This is a genomic window from Pseudomonas helleri (genome assembly GCF_001043025.1).
GTDB lineage: Bacteria > Pseudomonadota > Gammaproteobacteria > Pseudomonadales > Pseudomonadaceae > Aquipseudomonas > Aquipseudomonas helleri.
Map to the genome: position 1 here is coordinate 100,729 of NZ_JYLD01000013.1, position 19,723 is coordinate 120,451.

The 19,723-nt window shown below is 60.6% G+C and carries 17 protein-coding genes and 1 pseudogene; 13 read left to right on the top strand and 5 right to left on the bottom strand.

Going from position 1 to position 19,723, the window contains the following annotated elements; translation table 11 throughout:
- Nucleotides 1–50: 50 nt before the first annotated feature.
- Genes TU84_RS19830 through qhpG form a run of 4 tightly spaced genes read left to right on the top strand, consistent with a single transcriptional unit; the run spans nt 51 to nt 5,638 of the window.
- On the top strand, nt 51–1,955 hold the full coding sequence (locus tag TU84_RS19830; RefSeq protein WP_048372087.1) for a sigma-54-dependent Fis family transcriptional regulator: 1,905 nt from the start codon (nt 51–53) through the stop codon (nt 1,953–1,955).
- Nucleotides 1,955–3,673 (top strand): ABC transporter ATP-binding protein, encoded by a 1,719-nt coding sequence (locus tag TU84_RS19835; protein WP_048372088.1) that lies wholly within the window; start codon nt 1,955–1,957, stop codon nt 3,671–3,673. The genes TU84_RS19830 and TU84_RS19835 overlap by 1 nt, the downstream gene beginning before the upstream one ends.
- Nucleotides 3,663–4,340, top strand: a complete 678-nt coding sequence (gene qhpE, locus TU84_RS19840) for a subtilisin-like serine protease QhpE (protein WP_048372090.1) — start codon at nt 3,663–3,665, stop codon at nt 4,338–4,340. Before TU84_RS19835 ends, qhpE begins: the two co-directional genes overlap by 11 nt.
- Entirely contained in the window at nt 4,337–5,638 is a 1,302-nt protein-coding gene (qhpG, locus tag TU84_RS19845) for a flavin-dependent monooxygenase QhpG (RefSeq protein ID WP_048372093.1), read from the top strand. Before qhpE ends, qhpG begins: the two co-directional genes overlap by 4 nt.
- A 102-nt stretch (nt 5,639–5,740) precedes the next feature.
- On the opposite strand, the gene TU84_RS19850 is transcribed toward qhpG, so the two are convergent.
- Nucleotides 5,741–7,231: an aldehyde dehydrogenase family protein gene (locus TU84_RS19850; RefSeq protein ID WP_088500402.1), complete on the bottom strand. Its 1,491-nt coding sequence runs from the start codon at nt 7,229–7,231 to the stop codon at nt 5,741–5,743.
- A gap of 370 nt (nt 7,232–7,601) precedes the next feature.
- Here TU84_RS19850 and peaA point away from each other — a divergent pair, with 370 nt between their 5' ends.
- The 4 genes from peaA (at nt 7,602) to peaD (ending at nt 12,174) form a co-directional block, all read left to right on the top strand.
- Entirely contained in the window at nt 7,602–9,182 is a 1,581-nt protein-coding gene (gene peaA / locus TU84_RS19855; protein ID WP_048372094.1) for a quinohemoprotein amine dehydrogenase subunit alpha, read from the top strand.
- Between the two features lie 84 nt (nt 9,183–9,266).
- Nucleotides 9,267–10,697 carry a quinohemoprotein amine dehydrogenase maturation protein gene (gene peaB / locus TU84_RS19860; protein ID WP_048372096.1) on the top strand — a complete coding sequence of 477 codons (1,431 nt, stop codon included), beginning with the start codon at nt 9,267–9,269 and terminating at the stop codon, nt 10,695–10,697.
- Between the two features lies 1 nt (nt 10,698).
- Complete coding sequence (gene qhpC / locus TU84_RS19865) at nt 10,699–11,022, top strand: quinohemoprotein amine dehydrogenase subunit gamma (RefSeq protein ID WP_048372098.1); 324 nt, start codon at nt 10,699–10,701, stop codon at nt 11,020–11,022.
- A 33-nt stretch (nt 11,023–11,055) separates the two neighbouring features.
- On the top strand, nt 11,056–12,174 hold the full coding sequence (gene peaD, locus TU84_RS19870) for a quinohemoprotein amine dehydrogenase subunit beta (protein WP_048372100.1): 1,119 nt from the start codon (nt 11,056–11,058) through the stop codon (nt 12,172–12,174).
- Nucleotides 12,175–12,308: 134 nt separating this feature from the next.
- Here peaD and TU84_RS19875 read toward each other — a convergent pair whose 3' ends face one another.
- From TU84_RS19875 to TU84_RS19885, 3 genes are read right to left on the bottom strand one after another with little or no spacing between them, the layout of a single operon-like run.
- Nucleotides 12,309–13,526, bottom strand: a complete 1,218-nt coding sequence (locus tag TU84_RS19875; protein ID WP_048372102.1) for a pyridoxal phosphate-dependent aminotransferase — start codon at nt 13,524–13,526, stop codon at nt 12,309–12,311.
- Nucleotides 13,523–14,182 carry an RraA family protein gene (locus TU84_RS19880; protein ID WP_048372103.1) on the bottom strand — a complete coding sequence of 220 codons (660 nt, stop codon included), beginning with the start codon at nt 14,180–14,182 and terminating at the stop codon, nt 13,523–13,525. The genes TU84_RS19875 and TU84_RS19880 overlap by 4 nt, the downstream gene beginning before the upstream one ends.
- Entirely contained in the window at nt 14,179–14,847 is a 669-nt protein-coding gene (locus TU84_RS19885) for an RraA family protein (RefSeq protein WP_048372105.1), read from the bottom strand. The genes TU84_RS19880 and TU84_RS19885 overlap by 4 nt, the downstream gene beginning before the upstream one ends.
- Before the next feature lie 106 nt (nt 14,848–14,953).
- Here TU84_RS19885 and TU84_RS19890 point away from each other — a divergent pair, with 106 nt between their 5' ends.
- Nucleotides 14,954–15,847, top strand: a complete 894-nt coding sequence (locus TU84_RS19890; RefSeq protein WP_048372107.1) for a LysR family transcriptional regulator — start codon at nt 14,954–14,956, stop codon at nt 15,845–15,847.
- A 176-nt stretch (nt 15,848–16,023) separates the two neighbouring features.
- Nucleotides 16,024–16,776: an alpha/beta fold hydrolase gene (locus TU84_RS19895; protein WP_048372161.1), complete on the top strand. Its 753-nt coding sequence runs from the start codon at nt 16,024–16,026 to the stop codon at nt 16,774–16,776.
- A gap of 12 nt (nt 16,777–16,788) precedes the next feature.
- On the opposite strand, the pseudogene TU84_RS19900 reads toward TU84_RS19895, so the two are convergent.
- Nucleotides 16,789–17,100, bottom strand: a pseudogene (locus tag TU84_RS19900) (hypothetical protein).
- Between the two features lie 250 nt (nt 17,101–17,350).
- Here TU84_RS19900 and TU84_RS19905 point away from each other — a divergent pair.
- The 3 genes from TU84_RS19905 to TU84_RS19915 are packed head-to-tail and all read left to right on the top strand — an operon-like array spanning nt 17,351 to nt 19,480.
- Nucleotides 17,351–17,971 (top strand): STN domain-containing protein, encoded by a 621-nt coding sequence (locus TU84_RS19905; protein WP_048372109.1) that lies wholly within the window; start codon nt 17,351–17,353, stop codon nt 17,969–17,971.
- Nucleotides 17,968–18,513: an RNA polymerase sigma factor gene (locus TU84_RS19910; protein WP_048372112.1), complete on the top strand. Its 546-nt coding sequence runs from the start codon at nt 17,968–17,970 to the stop codon at nt 18,511–18,513. Before TU84_RS19905 ends, TU84_RS19910 begins: the two co-directional genes overlap by 4 nt.
- Before the next feature lie 37 nt (nt 18,514–18,550).
- Nucleotides 18,551–19,480, top strand: a complete 930-nt coding sequence (locus TU84_RS19915) for a FecR family protein (protein WP_048372113.1) — start codon at nt 18,551–18,553, stop codon at nt 19,478–19,480.
- The last annotated feature ends 243 nt before the right edge of the window (nt 19,481–19,723 follow it).

Genomic DNA, 19,723 nt, shown 5'->3' on the forward strand with positions numbered 1-19,723 from the left:
TGCGCAGATCTAAAATAAAAATCGCAAAGCTCACTGCTGTGGAGCACCTGATGACTCTTACAAAAACACTTCAGCCCAAGCCCCTTCGCGAAGTTCGCCTGGCCCGGGAAAAACTGCACCTCGAAGGTTTGGTGCCCAGTGGCGTGTTGCGTGCCGAAATCGACGCCTCATGGCGCCGCAGCCTCAACCACGGTGTGCCCGTGAGTGGCCAGCATGAACTGAGCCTGCAAACCACTGCGAGCCTTGACCTGTTATTGGCCAACAACCAGTTACTGATCGACGCGGCCATGCCGGCCATTGATTACTTGAACCAGCGTCAGGGTAAGGACGGCTTGATCATTCTGGCCAACGCCGACGCCACTATTCTGGCCGTGGAGGGCCGCGCAGACCGCCTCAAAGGCAGCGGGGTGCCGGACATTACCCTCGGCGCCTGCTGGAGCGAAGCCGCACGCGGCACCAATGCGCTGGGCACCACGCTGGTCGAAGGCCGACCCATGTTGATCGACTGTGGCGAGCACTATCTGGATCGTCTGAGCCGTTTTTCCTGCACCTCAGTGCCGATTCATTGCCCGCAAGGCGACATCCTCGGCGTGCTCGACCTGACCCGCGAAGGGCCGCTCGGTCGCGTGCACGACAGCACCGCGTTACTGGGCATGGCTGTCAGCCAGATTGAAAGCCGGGTGTTCAACACCAGCTATTCGGAGCACATCGTGCTGGCCTTCCACAGCCGCTGCCAGTACCTGGAGTCCCCGTGGCAAGGCCTGTTGGCGGTCAGCCTGAGCGGGCAGATCCTCGCGGCCAGTGGCCAGGCCTGCCAATTGTTGCGCGCTGAACGCTCGGCGCTGGTAGGGCAACGTTGCGAAGCGTTCCTCGGGCTCGATGGCCTGCAACTGCTGGCTCGTCTGCAACAAGGCGCCCTGGGCAGCCTGCAAACTGCCCAAGGCGAATTCTTCTACAAAACCCTGCGTGCGCCACAACGTTCGCCGAATGTGCTGACGGCGCCACGCACGGCGCCGAAAACCATGCCGCCCGCGCCTGATCTGGAGGCGCTGGCCGGTAACAACGCTCGTTACGCCCGTGCCTTGCGCATGGCGCGCCAGGGCCTGGCCAATGAGCTGCCGGTGTTACTGCTGGGGGAAACCGGCACCGGCAAAGAGGTGGTCGCCCGCGCCTTGCACATGGCCGGCAGCCGCAGCGCCAAGCCGTTCGTTGCGGTTAACTGCGCGGCAATCCCTGAAGGCCTGATTGAGTCCGAACTCTTTGGTTATCGCGAAGGGGCCTTCACCGGCTCGCGCCGTGGCGGCATGATCGGCCGCCTGCAACAGGCCCACGGCGGCACCTTGTTTCTGGATGAAATCGGCGACATGCCGCTGGCCCTGCAAGCGCGCCTGTTACGGGTGCTGCAAGACCGCAAGGTCGCACCGTTGGGCGCAGGCGAAGAGCAGGACATCGACGTCGCGCTGATCTGCGCCACCCACCGTGATCTCAAACAACTGGTGCTCGAACACCACTTTCGCGAAGACCTGTTCTACCGGGTCAATGGCATCAGCGTGATGCTGCCGGCCCTGCGCGAGCGCGAGGATTTCGGCGCCTTGATTGCCCGCTTGCTGGGCAAATTGCAGGCCCCGCACGTGAGCTTGCACCCCGATTTGCAAGCTTTGCTCGACGGTTACCACTGGCCGGGCAACATCCGCCAACTGGAAATGGTCCTGCGCACGCTGCTGGCCATGCGCGAGCCTGACGAGTCAGAGCTGACCCTTGAGCATCTGCCCGACAGCCTGCTCGATGATCTGAGCGCCAGCGAGCGCCCGCCGGCGGGCAGCATTCGCGAAAACGAACTGGAACTGATTCGCCAATCCCTGGATAACCACCAGGGCAATGTGTCTGCGGCCGCTGAAGCGCTGGGCATCAGCCGGGCCACCCTGTACCGCAAACTCAAACAGTTGCGCGTGTGATGCGGCGCCTTATCGTCGGGCTGATCGACAGCCCCAATCCGCAAGCGTTGCATCAGGCGCTGCACTGGCTGTACGGTTTTGTTCGCCCGCACCGCTTGGCGATTGCCGGGCTGCTGGGCTTGTCGGTGTGTGCCTCGTTACTGGTGCTGGTGCAGCCGTGGCTGACCAAACAACTGATTGATGACGGCTTGCTCGCGCGCAATTTCCCGGTACTGGCGACGGTGGCCGGGCTGATGATCGTTGCCGGGCTATTGGGCACGGCGCTCTCGGGGGTGAATCGTTACCTGCACACCCGGTTGTCCGGGCGGATTCTTTTTGCCCTGCGTGATGACCTGTACCAGCACCTGCAAACCTTGTCGCCGGGGTTCTACGGGCAACGGCGTATTGGTGATCTGATGTCGCGGATCGACGGCGATGTCGCCGAAATCCAGCGATTTGCCGTGGACTCATTGTTCTCGGCAGTGTCCAGCATCATTGGCTTGCTGGTGGCCTTGGGCATGTTATTGGCCTTGTCGTGGAAGCTGTCGCTGCTGGCCTTGATCCTGATCCCGCTTGATGTGCTCTGGCTGCGCTGGATGCGGCGCAAAGTGGAACGTGATGTCCGCCAATTGCGCGAGCGCTCGGCTGACGTCTCATCGTTTATGGTCGAGACGCTGCCGGTGATGAAGTTTATTCAGTCGGCCGGTCAGCAGCAGCGCGAAGCCAAGCGCCTGGAAACCCTGGGCCAAGGCTATATGAGCCAACTCCTGCGCCTGCAAGTCACCGAGTTTTTCACCCAGGCCGTGCCGGGCACCTTGACCTCGCTGTCACGGGCCTGCGTGTTTTTGATTGGCGGCTATTGGGTCGTGCAGGGCACCTGGCAACTCGGTGCGCTGATCGCCTTTTCAACGTATCTGGGCATGGCCATCGGGCCGGTGCAAAGCCTGCTCGGGCTGTATGTGGCGATTCAACGGATGACCGTCAGCCTCGGCCGGGTCATGGAATTGCGCGGCGAACAGCCTGCCGTGCTAAGCCCTTCGAACCCCAAACCGCTTCCAGACGAGGGCGACTTGCGTTTCGAGGCCGTGCACTTTAGCCATCCCGGCCGTCCCAGCACCCTGAACGGGATCAATGCGCATATTCCCTACGGGAGCAAAGTCGCCCTCAGTGGCGGCTCCGGGGTTGGCAAGTCGACCCTGGTTGACCTGCTGCAACGCCACCACGACCCACAGTCCGGTCGGGTGTTGTTGGGCGGTGTTGACCTGCGCGAACTGGACTTGCTGGCGCTGCGCCGCCGGATTGCAGTGGTCAGCCAGGACATCGTGCTGTTTCGCGGCAGTCTGGCCGATAACCTGGCTTACGCGGTGCCGGGGGCCAGCCGTGAAGCGGTGGTCGCAGTTGCCAGGCTGGCACAACTCGACAGCTTGATTGCCGACCTGCCCGAAGGCCTCGACAGCCCGTTGGGCGAGCGTGGTCAGCAGTTGTCGGGCGGGCAAAAGCAACGGATCGCGATTGCCCGGGCGTTGTTGCAAGACCCGTTGATTCTGGTGCTGGACGAAGCCACCTCGGCCGTCGATGAGGCCACTGAACGCGAAGTCATTGAGGCCATCGACCGCCTGTTTGCGCGGCGTACACGAATTCTGATCAGCCACCGGCCTTCAACCCTTGCCAACGCCGACCTGTGTTTGCATTTGCAGGGCGGCCAACTGACAGCAAACAAGGTGCTGCATGAAGCCTGAACTCAGAATTGGCGTGGTCGACAGCGGCCATGCCCCCGCACAACAGCCGCAGGTGGTGGCAGGGCGCAGGTTTGCCCTGCTCGATGGGCAACTGTTGCACAGCGAGTTGCAGGACGATCCCTTGGGGCACGGCACTGCGGTCATTCAGGCCATCGCCCAGCGGGCACCAGAGGCCGTGTTTTGCGTGGCGCAAGTGTTCGATCAGCGCGGGGTCACCAGCACCTTACAGATTGCGGCGGCGATTGACTGGCTGCTGACGCAAAACGTGCGGCTGATCAACCTGAGCCTTGGCTTGCGCCAGGACCGCAGCTTGTTGCGCGAGGCGTGTGAATTGGCGGTGGCACGCGGGGTGTTGCTGTGTGCCTCAAGCCCGGCGCAGGGCGAGGGCGTGTACCCGGCCAGTTACCCGCAGGTGCTGCGAGTGACCGGCGATGCCCGTTGCACGCAAGACCAATGGTCGTGGCTGAATACCGCACAGGCGGATTTTGCCGCCTGCGTACGTTCAAACACAGCCGGGCAATCGGGGGCGAGCCTCGGTTGCGCGGCCTTGAGCGGTCATCTTGCCAGCCAACTGCTTGCACAGCCGCAGGCAACCAATGTGCAATTGCTGGAGTGGCTCAAAACCAATGCCCACTATCACGGGCCTGAGAGGCGGGTGGGCTCATGACTGCGATTGTGGTGTTGGGTGCAGGCCCTGCGGGTGCGGCAGTGGCCATGGGTTTGCGGCGATTGGGCTACCCGGTGACGCTGGTCAGCGAGTGGCGCCGGTTTGCCGCGCTGGAAGGTATTTCGCAGCGAGTGCTGGAAGCTTTGCGTGCAGCGGGTTTACAGCGGGCGGTGGCCGACGCGGTACTGCCTTCACAGCGGCAAGTGTCGTGGAACGGCCAGCAGCACGCACAAAACATCGAGTGGTTGCTGGATCGACCGTGTTTTGATCGCGGGCTGCGTGAAGACCTGCGTCTGGCCGGGGTAGACGTGGTCGAGGCCCGCGTGTTGGCAGTGGCGTCATCTACCACCGGCCACAGCATTAGCCTCGAAGGGCGCGAGCCGCTGCAGGCAGATTTTCTGGTGGAAGCCCGAGGGCGTCAGGCGCCTGCCGTAGGCAAAGGCCTGCGCGGCCCGGAGACGGTGAGTTTGCTCAATCGCTGGCAAGCGACGCCGGGCCACACCGCCAGTGCCGTTGAAAGCCTGGCGCAGGGCTGGTCATGGATGGCACGCCGGGCGGACGGCCAGTGTTATTGGCAATGGACCGTGGACGTGGCCAGTGCCGAACTGCCGGGCAAGGCGCAATTGCTGGAATACTGCCAGCAGCAGCGAATGGCCTCGCCGCTGGCCCGAGCATTTTTTGCCGATTCGGGGCAACACGACGTGCAACTGCATGCCCGCAGCAGCACGGCAATCTTGAGCCCGCAGGTGTGCGGCGAAAACTGGATTCGGGTCGGGGATGCGGCGATGGCGGTTGACCCGCTGTCGGGCAACGGGATTTTCCAGTCCTTGTCATCGGCGTTGCAGGCACCGGCGGTGATCAACACGCTCCTGCGTAAACCTGAACGAGCGGCCCTGGCCCAGCGCTTTCACCAGCAGCGGGTCGAGCAACTGTTTATGCGCTTTGCGCGCATTGGCCGGGATTTCTACGCCGAAGAACAGCGCTGGGCGCAACAACCGTTTTGGACTGCACGGCGCCATTGGCCGGACAGCCAGACAGCCCACGCCGAGGCAGATTTTGCCGCACTGCAAATAGAACGGGCGCCGGTGTTGCGCGATGGTTTCGTGGATGAAGCCGAGGTGGTCATCAGCCCGGATCAGCCGCTGGGGATCTGGCATGTGCAAGGGGTAGAAGTCGCGCCTGTGCTGCGGCGTTTGCAGGCTGAGCCTGCACAAAACGTGTTGGCGGGGCTGACCCAGGAGCAAGCGCGCGCGCTCAAAAGCTGGTTAGTCAGCCAGGGCTACCAACCCATCCTGTAGTCGCTGCCGAAGCATGAGGCTGCGATGGGTTGCGTAGCGACCCCAAAGCGGCGGTCCTGAGGCCCGCATCGCAGCCTCGTACCTCGTCAGCGACTACATGAGTTAAAGCTTGATCAACACCGATTTCAACTCGGTGTAATGCTCAATCGCCGCATAACCCATTTCACGGCCCACGCCGGACATTTTGTAGCCGCCAAACGGCAGCGCCGGGTCGAGGGCGCTGTGGCAGTTGACCCACACCGAACCAGACTTGATGCGCGGGATCATCCGGTGCACCGCGCCCAGGTCGTTTGACCAGATGCTCGCACCCAACCCGTAGGGGCTGTCATTGGCCATGCGCAGTGCGTCTGCCTCGTCGTCAAACGGGATCGCCACCAGCACCGGGCCGAAGATTTCTTCCTGCACCAGTGAATGTTGTTGATCAACGTCGACAATCACAGTCGGTTTAACAAAAAAGCCGGGGCCGTATTGCTCGCCGCCACAGGCAATGGTGGCGCCGCTTTCACGGCCCATCTCGATGTAATGCGCGACACGTTCCTGCTGGCGGGCGGAAATCAGCGGGCCCATGTCCACGCTGGAATCCAGACCATTGCCCAGCTTCATGGCGTTGGCAATGTCGGCAATATCAGCCACCACATTGTCGAAATGCTTGCGCTGCACATACAGCCGCGAACCGGCGCAACAGACCTGGCCCTGGTTGAAGAAGATGGCACTGGCCGCTCCGGCAGCGGCGCTTTTCAGGTCGGCGTCGGCCATGACGATGGTCGGGGACTTGCCGCCCAGTTCCAGGGTCACGCGGGTCATGGAGTCCATGGCGATCTTGCCGATCTGCTTGCCCACGGCGGTGGAGCCAGTGAAGGTCAGTTTGTCCACCAGCGGGTTGTGGGTCAGTGCCGAGCCTGCGGTGATCCCGGTGCCGGTCACCACGTTAAACACGCCTTCGGGGTAACCGGCTTCTTGCACCAGTTCGGCCAGTTTGAGTGCGCTCAACGGGGTTTCATCGGCAGGCTTCAGCACCACCGTGCATCCGGTTGCCAACGCCGGGCCGAGTTTCCAGCAGGCCAGCAGCAGCGGGAAGTTCCAGGCCACGATAGCGCCGACCACGCCCACCGCTTCACGGCGAATAAAGCTGTGGAACTGATCGTTGGGCATCAGCGGCAACGACACCTCGACGCTGGAACCCTCGATCTTGGTCGCCCACCCGGCCATATAGCGCAGGAAATCGATGGACAACTGCACGTCCATGACCTGGGCCACGGCAGCACTTTTACCGTTGTTCAGGCATTCCAGTTGCGCCAGTAACTGCGCATCACGCTCCATCAGGTCGGCCAGTTTCCACAGCAGGTTTTGCCGCTCCCGTGGCCGTGTGCGGGTCCATGCGGAGTCATCGAATGCGTGGCGGGCAGCCAGAACGGCGCGGTCAACGTCCTCAGGCGTGGCCTTGGGTACGACGCAAAGCACTTCGCCGGTGGCCGGGTTGTGCAAGGGCATGGTCTGGCCGTCTGCGGCCTCGACCCAGGCGCCGCCAACCAGCATGCGCGGGGCGCGTTGAATAAAAGCCGTAGTGGCAGGAAGCAGAGCAGCAAGCGACATGATGAGTCCTCGTCTTGTTAGTGTCCGAGGGCATTCGCAACGGTTGTGCCAGTTTGCTATTACCCCGTATTTGCAGGGTTTTGAGGCCATACAGCGTCTGCCCGGCATGGCCAGTTGTCGCAATCTGCGACAGGTTTGAGACGGTTTTCGCAACGAGGGCGCCTTCTGGCCGCGTCTCAGAGTGCAACAGCTGTCTCGATATAAAACGCCCCAAAGCCTGCAAACACGCGGCGCAAAACCTGTATCGCCGCCCATCTCGCTGATTTACCGGGCTTTTCGTAAGCTGGCACGCTCCGTGTATTACTCCGTTCAGACGTTTCAAAACGATAAGCCACAACAATAAGAAAGCACCGTGCGAGGTCCGACGTTGATGAAGATAAAACTCCGATCAGGCTTGAACGCCAGCCTGCTGGCCCTGGCCGTTTGCGCAGGCTTGCATGCACCGGACAGCCTGGCTGCCCGCGATGCCCAGAGCATCCTCCAGCAAAACTGTATGGGCTGTCATATTCCCGAAGCCAACAACGGCCTGAGCCGTATCAGCCACCAGCGCAAAACCCCGGAAGGCTGGCTGATGAGCATTGCCCGGATGCAGACCATGCACGGCTTGCAGATCAGCGATGAGGATCGCCGCACGCTGGTCAAATACCTGGCCGACACTCAAGGCCTGGCGCCGAGCGAAACGGACGGCGTGCGCTATGCCCTGGAGCGACGCTTGAACACGGTCGAACATTTCGACGAGCAAACCACGCAAATGTGCGCCCGTTGCCACTCCGGCGCGCGGATTGCCCTGCAACGGCGTCCGGCCCAGGAATGGGAACGGCTGGTGAACTTCCACCTCGGGCAATGGCCGTCGCTGGAATACCAGGCCTTGTCCCGCGACCGTGACTGGTTTGATCTGGCACGAACCCAAATGGTGCCGATGCTGGCCGAGCGTTATCCGCTGGACAACCCGGCCTGGCAGCAATGGCTGAAAACTGCGCCCAAAAGACAAACCCTGGCAGGCAACTGGAGCTTTAGCGGGCACTTGCCGGGCAAAGGGGAAGTGGCCGGGGTGATGGCTGTTGCGCCAGACGGCGAGGATACTTTCAAGGTCAAGATCACCGGACAATATGCCGATGGTGCGCCGTTCAACGGCGAAGGCAGCGCCTTGCTCTACAGCGGCTACGAATGGCGCGGCAACGTGAAGATCGACGGGGTCAACATGCATCAGGTGTTCGCCGCCAAGGACAACACCCTGCAAGGGCGCATGTTTGAAGCCGATCACGACGAGCGCGGGCTGGACTTTATCGCCGCCAAAGAGGGCAGCAACCGTGTGCTTGCGGTGCAGCCGGGCTACGTAAAAGCCGGCAGTGAAAGCGAAATCACCCTGATCGGCAGCGGCCTCAGCGGCACCCCGAATCTGGGGCAGGGCGTACAGGTGCTTGAAGTGCTGGAGCAGAGCCCGTCGCGTATCAAGCTGAAGGTCAAGGCTGGCGCCGATGCGCAACCGGGCTTGCGTGAGGTCAGCGTGGGCGCGCTCAAGGGGCCAGCTCTGGCGGTGTACAACCAGATCGCCGAGGTCAAGGTGGTGCCCGAGTTCTCGGTAGCACGAATTGGCGGTGGCGGCGGTTCGACGCCCAAGGTTCAAGGCCGCTTTGACGCTGAAGCGTGGGGCAAAGGGGCCGATGGCAAGCCCTATCGCATCGGTCTAGTGCCGGCAAAATGGCATGTAGAGGCGTTCAACGAACAAGCCAAGGAAGACGAAGACGTCAAGTTCGCGGGTGTCATGCAGGCTGAAACCGGGATCTTCACCCCGGGCGATGCCGGGCCTAACCCGGCACGCAAAATGTCTACCAACAATGCCGGCAACCTCAAAGTGATTGCAGCGGTCGACGACGCAGGCAACGCGCTGACCGGCGAGGGCCATATGATCGTCACCGTGCAACGCTGGAACAATCCGCCCATTCCCTAAGCAAGGCCTTTGCAAGCACTGGCGACAAACACTTTTCGGAATGACCGCAAGCCCCGCCGACGGGGCTCGCACTGGAGGTTTGGCATGGGCGCAATCTTGAATCTGGTCGAACGCAACCTGCACGAAGTGCACGTGGATGCTGACCGCATGCTGTTTCACATACCCAGCTCATCGCTGTTTGCCAGCGATGAGCTGACCGGCACCATCATCGATACGCTGCGCGGCCCCGGCTGCTCATCGGATGACCTGATCCAGCGCTTGGCTTCACGCTTTAACGGTGAAGAAATCACCGAAACCCTGCGTGAGCTGATGTCCCTGGAACTGGTCAGCGACGGTTCGCCTCTGACCCCGGACATAGCCGCCAAGCGGGTTGAGCGCACGGCCATCAACACCGTGGTGCTCAACGTCAACACCGGCTGCAACCTGAGCTGCACCTACTGCTACAAGGAAGACTTGGACAAGCCCTCCGAGGGCAAGAAAATGGACATCGACACCGCCGTGGCGTCGGTTGAAATGCTCTTGCGCGAGTCCCCGGACGAAGAGCGCTTTACCGTGGTGTTTTTTGGCGGCGAGCCGTTGAGCAACCGCAAGCTGATCGAGCATATGGTCGATTACTGCGAGAAGCGCTTTGCCGAGGCGGGCAAGTCGGTGGAGTTCGTGATGACCACCAACGCCACGCTGTTGAACGAAGACACGGTGGACTACCTCAACGCCCACCGTTTCGGGTTGTCAGTGAGCATTGACGGGCCAAAAACCGTGCACGACCGCAACCGCATCACCGTGGGCGGGCAGGGCACCTATGACGTGGTGCGGCGCAAGGCCGAAATGCTCTTGTCGCGCTACAACAGCCGCCCGGTCGGTGCGAGGGTGACCCTGACCACCGGCGTCACCGATGTCGAAACCATCTGGGACCACCTGTTCAACGAACTGAGATTTGCCGAAGTCGGTTTTGCCCCGGTGACATCCGGTGACATCAGCAGCTTCAACCTCAGCAATGACGAACTGGTCGAAGTCTTTGCCAGCATGAAACGCCTTGGCCGACGTTATCTGGAGGCGGCACTGGAGCACCGCAACATTGGTTTTTCCAACTTGCACCAGTTGATTACCGACATCCATGAAGGCCACAAAAAAGCCCTGCCATGCGGCGCAGGCCTGAAAATGCTGGCCGTTGATTACAAGGGCGAACTCAACCTGTGCCACCGCTTTACCGGCTCGACCTTGCCGACGTTTGGCAACGTACACAGCGCGGTGAAACAAGTGGAACTCAACGACTTTTTGTCGCAACGCCTGGACCGCAGCAACACGGGCTGCGATGACTGCCAGATCCGTAATCTGTGCTCCGGTGGCTGCTACCACGAGAGTTACGCCCGCTATGGCGATGCGACGCACCCGACTTATCACTACTGCGAACTGATGCGTGACTGGGTCGACTTCGGCATCGAGGTGTACACCCGGATCATGGCCCAAAACCCTGCGTTCATCAGCAGTTACATCACTCCGCGCAAGGCTCACTGATATGAAACATCTCAAGGCAATCAATAACAAAGCGTTGAAACTCGATGAGGCTGCGGCCGAAAACCGGATCGAGGAAGTGGTAGCGATGAACTCGGTGGCGGGGTGCACCTCGACCACCGACCCAGGTTGGGAAATTGATGCGTTTGGCGGCGTCTCGTCGTTGTGCCAGCCCATGGAGTCTGACTTGTACGGCTGTTCCGACCCGTGTTGGTGGCCAGCCCAGGTGCCCGACATGATGAGCACCTACCCGGACTGGAACAAGGACGCTCAGGCGTCCAACGAAAACTGGCGCAACCTTGGGACTGTCTTTCCAAAAGACAAATGACTTGCCTGGGTAAACAAGAATAAGGATTCCAGCATGCCAAGCATCAAAACCTGCGGCCAGGCCGCGCTTGCCGTTCTCAGCGCCTTTTCGCTGACCGTGTTGGCCGATGACAATCGCGCCTTGCAAACCGGCCATGAGTACATGGTGCTCACCAACTACCCGAACAACCTGCACGTGGTGGATGCGGCTACCGACACGCTGTTTAAAACCTGCAAGATGCCGGACGCATTCGGGCCGGGCTCGGTGCAAATATCGCCGGACCATAAAACCGCGTACGTGCTCAATAATCACTACGCCGATGTGTATGGCGTCGAGCTGGACACCTGCAAGCAGGTGTTCCATGCCAGCATCACGCAAAAACCGGGGGAAAAGGCCCGCGCCATGTTCAGCTTCACCCTCAGCCCGGACGGCAAGGAGCTGTACACCATCGCCAACCCGACGTTGATGCTCAACGACCATTACGAGGTGCAGCAACCGCGGCTTGATGTGTACGCCACCGATGCCGGTCTGAATGCCAAGCCGATCCGCAGTTTTCCGGCACCCCGGCAATTAAGCATCATGCAGGCGGGTGACGACGGCAGCTTGTACGTGGCCGGGCCAGACCTTTATAAAGTCAACCCGCAGACCGGCAAGTTCGATGTGCTGCTCCCCACCCGCCACTGGAACCGCCCAGGCTACAGCTCTCCGGACGTGCTGTATTTCTGGAACCATCAGAGCTACCTGCACGATTTCTCGCTGCTCTACACCGCCGCCAAATTCAAGGATGACAAACAGGATCTGGCCACCGCCGACTACGTGTACGGCCAGCTCAGCGTTGACCTTAAAACCGGTAAGGCGACAACCACCGATTTTGGCCCGCTGACCGAAATTTACTTCACAGGCATGCGTTCACCGAAAGACCCGAACCTGATGTTTGGCCTGCTAAACCGTCTGTCCAAGTACGACATCAAGCAACAAAAACTCTTGCAGTCGGCGCCGCTGGATCACTCGTACTACTGCATCGCGTTCAACAAGGACGGCAGCAAAATCTACCTCGCCGGGACCTACAACGACGTGGCGGTGTTTGATGCCGACAGCCTGAAACAAGTGGGCAGCATCAAATTGCCGGGTGGCGACATGGCCATCACCACCTCACAACTGTTTGTGCGTTAACCCCAGCCCCAAAACACTTATGTGGGAGCGGGCTTGTTGTGGGAGCGGGCTTGCTCGCGATTGGACCGACGCGGTGTAAAAGTTACATCGTGTTGCCTTATCGCGAGCAAGCCCGCTCCCACAAAAAGGGTTATCTAGTCACTGACAGCTTCGCAAAACTTGCGAATCGCTTTGCAGGCGGCCAGCAACGACGCCTCATCCAGTGCATAGGCAATGCGGATGTAAGGCGCCAGGCCAAACGCGCTGCCCGGCACCACCGCCACATTGGCTTCGTCGAGCAGGGCATGAGCGACGTCTTCGTCGGTGTGCAACACGCGCCCACCGGCAGACGTTCTGCCAAGCAGCCCCGCACAGTTGGCAAACACGTAAAACGCACCTGCCGGTATGGCGCATTCCAGTCCGGGTGTCGTGTTCAACTGTTCGACCAGCAAATCCCGTCGGCCCTGAAACGCGGCCCGGCTCTGCCCGATGAAATCCTTAGGCCCCTCCAATGCTGCCAGCGCCGCCTGTTGCGACACAGAGCACGCCCCGGACGTCTGCTGGCCTTGGAGTTTTTCCATGGCCTCCAGCAACCAGCGTGGCCCGGTGGCAAAGCCAATGCGCCAGCCAGTCATGGCGTAGGCCTTGGAAACGCCATTCATGGTCAAGGTTCTGGCGGCCAGACGCGGTTCAACCTGGGCCAGGGTGAAGAACGCCTGGTCATCGAATATCAAATGCTCGTAGATGTCGTCGGCCAGGATCAGCACATGCGGGTGGGCCAGCAGTACCTCGGCCAGCGCTTGCAGCTCCGCCCAGTTGTACACCGCACCTGTCGGGTTGGACGGCGAGTTGAGGATCAACCAGCGGGTTTGCGGCGTGATTGCCGCGGCGAGCAAGTCCGGGGTCAATTTGAACTCGGCATCACAGGTGACAATACGGGTTTGGCCGCCGCACAACTGAACCATCTCCGGGTAACTGACCCAGTATGGCGCCGGTACGATGACCTCGTCACCTTCATTCAAGGTGGCCGCCAGGGCGTTGTAGATCACTTGTTTGCCGCCGCTGCACACCAGGGTGTCGGCCCAGGTCACGGGTAGGCCGTTCTCACGGCGGAACTTGGCCGCAACGGCTTCGCGCAATGAACGCACGCCGGCCACCTGGGTGTAACGGGTATGGCCCGCCTCAATGGCCTGGATGGCAGCGGCGCGCACATGCGCCGGGGTGTCGAAATCCGGCTCGCCTGCGCACAACGAGATGATCGTCGCGCCTTGCGCCCGACGTTCTGCCACACGGTCCATGATCTGGTAAGTAGCCGAAGGTTGGGCACTGGCCAGCCGCTGGTTCAGGCGCTGGATGTCAGTACTGAGGCTCATCCGTGCTTACTCTGCAAGTGGTGATAGCCCAGCGCTGCGCGGGCGTCTTTCAAGGATTTGCCCTGAGCGATCTGCTGGCGGATTTCGGCTTCTGCCGATTCGATCTGACGGGCGCACGCGGCAACTTCTGCGGCGCGGGCACGCGGCACGATGACCACGCCGTTGGCGTCGGCCACGACGATGTCGCGGGCGCACACACGGGCGCTGCCGATGGACACGGGCTGATTCACCGACTGCACTTGCACGCGGTCTTTGCCGGTGCGCATAAAACGCCCTTTGCTGAACACCGGGTAGCCGTCATGCAAGGCTTTGCTGACATCCCGGCAAACCCCGTCGATGACCGTGGCGGCGATGGCCCGGCTGCCTGCGTACTGGGTCATGATGTCGCCCCAGACTGTGCAGTCGGTGCGCCCGCCGTTATCGATCACCACCACGTCGCCGGGGGCTACGTCATCAATAAAGTCGCCCACCGTCCCCGGCGGAACGCTGGCCGAAACGTATTGCACGGTGAATGCAGGCCCCACAACCACCTGGGTGTAGTTGGCCAGGGGGGCGATGCCCAGGCACTGGCCGGGCAAGCCGAGTTTGTCCAGGGCATCAGAGACGCCGGGGGTGTCCAGCCCTTCAAACAGGGCTACCAACTGCTGATCATTCATTGTGCGTGCTCCGCATTGATGGCATCGAACTGACTGTCGTGCATGACCTCGGCCACTGAGCGGCCGGCGCGAATGGCATCGACCATGGCGTTTTGGCGGCGGGTGATGCGCTCGCCGATCGTCACAACCTGCTCAATGGCGGCTTGAGGTACAAACACCGTGCCGCAGTTGTCGGCGATCACGTAGTCGTCTTCACTGACCTCGACGCCTGCGACCGTGATCGTCACCGCCGAGTCGATCTGCACCACCCGGTTGCGTGCGCTGATCATGGTTATGCCACGGCCAAACACCGGGTAACCAATGGACGCGTTGCCGTCGATGTCACGGCTGAAGCCGTCAATCACCGTGCCGCGCACACGTTTGCTGACAGCGGCATTGGCCAGGGTGTCGCCCCAGCACGAGATGCCCTCAAGGCCTCCGGCGATCACCAGCACCCGTTCATCGCTGTCGATACGTTCAACCACCGGGGTGATCAGGTGCACGGTGGGCAGGTTGTCGCCTTTGGGGCCGAGCAGCACGGTGCTGGCGCGGCCGACGATTTTGGGGCAGTTCCACAAGGGGCGCAGGCCAGCGGTGGCGCCTTTGATGCCAAGGAAATCGAGGGCATCAGACACCGTGTTGGTGTCCAGCGCGGCCAAACGGTCAAGCAAGCAGGGGAGCTTCATGGGGGGAACCTCGGTGGTGACGAAGGCGCCCAGTGTCGAGGAGTGTGTTTGATAGGTATATTACGAATCAAATAAGCGTCAGATACGCCAAACCTATGGATAAACCATGATCAATTTCCGTCTGATCCGTCACCTCTGGTTGTTCCTCGCCGTGGCTGAAGAGCAAAACTTCGGCCGCGCCGCCAAGCGCCTGGGCATGTCGCAACCGCCCTTGAGCGAGCAGATTCAGGTGCTTGAGCAAGCGCTTAAGGTCAAGTTGTTTGATCGCTCCCGGCGCGGTGCCAAATTGACCCCGGTGGGCGCGGCGATCCTGCCGGCGGTACGTAAATTCGCCGAGCAACTGGAGCGTCTGGAACTGGCCGTTGAAGAAGCCGTGGCCGGCCAGTCGGGGGTTCTGACCATTGGGGCAATTTCTACGGCGATGTTCGATGTACTGCCGGGCTTGATTGAACAATTGAAAAACGACTATCCGCACCTGACCGTCTCGGTGCGTGAAATCGACAGTGTTGAAGCCGTACCGGCCCTCGAAACGTCAGACATTGACCTGGCGTTTGCCCGTCTGGACGGTGACTTGGGCGCGTCGATCAAGTCGTTGCCATTGTTCGAAGACCGACTGGTGGTGGCGATGGCCGCGGATCACCCCTTGGCTTCGCGCAGCCGGATAAACCTGTCCAGCCTGGCCAATGAACCGTTGGTGATGTTCTCGCGCAAAGTCAGCCCGGTGTATTTCGACAACCTGATCGCCACCTGCAAGGCCAGCGGTTTTTCGCCACGGGTGTTGCACGAAGTACGCTCGGTGGCGTCACAAATTGCCTTTGTCAGTTATGGGCAGGGCATTGCGCTGGTTCCGGCGTCCTTGAAAAAACTGGCCCCCGCCAACGTGGTGTTTCGCCCGTTGAGCCAGAAGCTCAATGTGGTGACCACCGCGGTGGCCTGGAATGCCGAGCGTGCCAATCCGCTGATCGATGAAATCATTGCCAGATTCCGCGACAAGGTATGAATCCGGGTCTGTGGTTTTGATAGGTTTGGCCTATAAAAACCTAACAGAATAAGGAATGTACAGCCGCAGCAATTGCCCCGACATTGGCGCTTTGTTTTTTGTACCAGAGGTTTTACGTGCCAACCCTTGCCAGCTTTACCCACCACCAGTTGCCGCTTAACGTCCAGGGCGTGCCGATGAATGTCGCCGCCATCCACCGCGAAGGCCATTTGGCCCCGATTGTGTTCCTGCATGGTTTTGGCTCGACCAAAGAAGACTATGCCGACATTGCCCTGCAGTCAGCGTTCGCCGGCCATCCATTCCTGGCCTTCGATGCCCCTGGGTGTGGTGAAACCCGCTGCGATGACCTGTCGCGGGTCAGCATTCCATTCCAGCTACAAACCGCCCTTCAGGTATTGGAGCATTTCGGTATTGAGCGCTTTCACGTGGTCGGCCATTCCATGGGCGGGCTGAATGCGCTGTTACTGGCCCACCAGTACCCTGAGCGGGTGCTGAGCTTTGTCGATATCGAAGGCAATATTGCCCCCGAAGACTGTTTTCTCAGCCGCCAGATCGTGGATTACCCGGCCCAGGATCCGCAGGCGTTTTTCAATGCCTTTATCGAACGCACCCGCCAGGTACCGGTATTTGCCAGCGCGCTTTATTCAGCAAGCTTGCGCCACAAGGTACGAGCTGAGGCGGTGCGCGGGATATTCGAGTCGATAGTCGATTTGTCTGATAACGCCGACCTGATGGGCAAATTCCTCAGTCTGAGTTGCCCGCGCCTGTTTATGTATGGCGAACAGAACGCCTCGTTGTCGTACCTGTCATCCATTCAACGTGCGGGCGTGCAACTGGCGCAGATACCGGCCTGCGGACACTTCCCCATGTACTCCAATCCGACCGAAATGTGGCGCCGGATCGCCGAGTTCTACGCGCAGCATTCGTAAGCGCTTAACCTCTCAAGGCCTCTGCGGCTTTACCGACGTACCAAAGGTATTGCCCATGCGTACGCTGGTGGCTGCAGGGGTCGACAGCCCGATCTGATTCGGTTGGCGCTTTTACACCGGCACCTGCTGGGCTTCGGTGTTTTTCTGTGCAGCTTTGTCGGCGTTCTGGCCCGTGCCCAACTGCTGGCTCAAACAGTCGTAGTCCGGCGAGCGGTAACCATCCACTTTCACTTCAGTGCAGCCTTTGGTCGCGTCTTCGGCGTGGGCTGCCAGAGGCAACGCAGCACACAAAAAAACACCGGCGAGGGCGGGGAGCAATTTCATCGGGGTCTCCATGCGGGCCCGAGGAATGAGGGCCGCTATCAGAGCGAAGTCTAGAGCAGGCTGTGTGACAGTCGTGCGATGTTTTTTTGCCATCACTGTAACGTCAGTTTCATAAACGCGCTTCAGGATGACGGTTTTCAAGGGCGCGCAAGCAGTGCAGCGAAGCGGAGCAAAGGGCGAGCGCAGGGCTTGGACTCACGCAGCAAGTTGCCTGGCATTGCTGTGGGCGTTGCTGTGGGCACCGCCCGCAATGACGGCAGAGGCCACGCCGCTGCTGGAAATGGACCTGCCCGCGCAAAACCTTGAGCAAGCGTTGCAAGCGTTCAGCCAGGCCACTGGCATGGCCGTGCTGGTGGACCGGGAACTGACCCGCGGGCGGCGTTCAATCGGCGTGCATGGTCGTTACACCGCCCAGCAGGCATTGGGTGTGTTACTGACAGGGAGTGGTCTGATGGCTCGATACGCCAGCAGCGACGCGTTTACCTTGCAAGTGCCTGAAGTCAGTCGCCAGGTTGAGCCGCACGGCGCCAAGGGCAGGGCGGCTGCGGCGCGGATCAACAACAGCTACGCCGCAGCTTTGCAAACGGCCATTGAACGCAGCTTGTGCGCTTCACCCCTGACCCGTCCCGGCACCTTTCGTGCGCTGGTGCAGGTATGGGTAAACCGTGAAGGTTTGATCGAACACAGCCGGCTGGTCAGCACCACCGGTGATGTACAACGCGATGAAGCATTGGTTCGCAGCCTGGGCGCCACCCGTGTCAATCGACCGGCTCCCAGTTCACTGCGCTCACCGGTGACTTTACTTTTGATGCCTGAAACCGCAGGAACACGCATGGAATGTACAGCAGGGAAAGGAGCCTCGGGGTCATGAAAAATTCCGGGCAGAGTACGATGGTCAGCTTGTTTCTGGCGTCTTACGAGGACTTCAAGGTGCGTTTGCGCAAGCGCCTGGGTTCTGAAGACCTGGCCAGCGATGTGCTGCACGAGACCTATTTGCGGGTAGACCGCATGGAGGTGCCGCCCAACCTGTTGCAACCCAACGCCTACCTGTACCGCATGGCCCTCAATATTGCGGCTGATCGCCGTCAGGCCGATGCGCGCCTGCTGACCGGCAGTGAAATCGAAGACCTGTTGCAACCCAGCGATGAAGCCCTTGACCCTTCACGGGTGGTGGGCGGTCAAAAAGAAATCCAGAGCCTGGTCAAAGCCCTCTATGCGCTGCCACCGCGCCAGCGCAAAATCCTCCTCGCGGCACGTGTCGAAGAAGCCCCGCACCAGGAAATTGCCAAGCGCTACGGTATCTCAACGCGCATGGTTGAAAAGGAAATCAAGGCAGCTTTAGGCTTTTGTGCGCAGCGCCTCGAAAGAAAAGTCATTCAGCGGTTCGGTCCCGGGGCCGGAAAACCGTCTTAAGTAATGAGTCCCTGATAATCCGTGAGAATTGACGCGCTTGAACATTTTTAGCTTCCCCGCTTCCCGGGATCGGTCAAACAGCCAGCTTCAGACAGAAGCCCGGGACTGGCTGATCCTGCTGACCTCCGGCCAGGCCACGGTTGCTGATGCCAAGGCCCTGAAAAACTGGTGCGCACAGAGCCCCGAGCACGCCCAGGCATTTGAGCAGGCGAAGGTGCTGTGGCAACAGATGGCGCCTGCCGCCGCCCAGGTCCAGCAGCCGCCACGGCATTTTGGCCGCCGTGCATTTCTGGGCGCGGCCATTGCCGCTTCGGCGGCGGTGGTCATGGTGCGGGTCGGTGTGCCGGGTGGTTTTGACGGGCTCACCGCTGACTACCGCACAGCGGTCGGAGAGCAGCGCGGGGTTGATCTGAGTGAAGGTGTTCGTCTTGAACTCAACACCCAGACCCGCGTCAGCCAGCGCGACAAGGGCATCAAATTGCTGGAAGGCGAAGTGGAGGTGCTGGCCAACGCTGCGCAACCGCTCAAGGTACAGGCGGGCAAAGGCTGGCTGAGTGCTGCGCAAGCGCGTTTTAACGTACGCAACACTGACCACAGCGTCTGCGTGACGTGCCTGGACGGTTCCGTTGCGGTGCAGGTGAACGGGCGCAACCTGCGTCTGGACAGTGGCCGCCAACTGACCTACACCGCGACCCAAGTTGACGAGCCTGTGGCAGTTGATACCCAGGCAGTGGTCGCCTGGCGCGAACAGGTATTGGTGTTCAACAACGCGACGCTGGCGCACATGGTCAACGAGATCAACCGCTACCGCCCCGGCATGCTGGTGTTGCTCAACACTGAACTGGGAAAACGGCGCGTGCAGGCACGCTTCAGCCTGCAACAACTGCCAGGTGTAGCCGTAATGATCCGCGATGCCTACGGCGCCAAATGCACCGAACTGCCGGGTGGCGTGGTGTTGTTGAGTTAATTCCTAGACCTTGAGGAGCTGCCGAGGCACGAAGGTTGCGATCTTTTAAAATCTTCGGCAGTTCTTATCAAACACAAACTAAGTCATTGATTTTAAAAGATCTGTAGGAGCGAGCTTGCCTCGCGATCTTTTGATCTTGATTTAAGAGGCTCCGTTAAACCACGCTGGCCGATCGCAGCCTTCGTACCTCGTCAGCGACTACAGTCGCCTGTTTGCTGCGCCACGCTTGGCGTAAACCTGAGC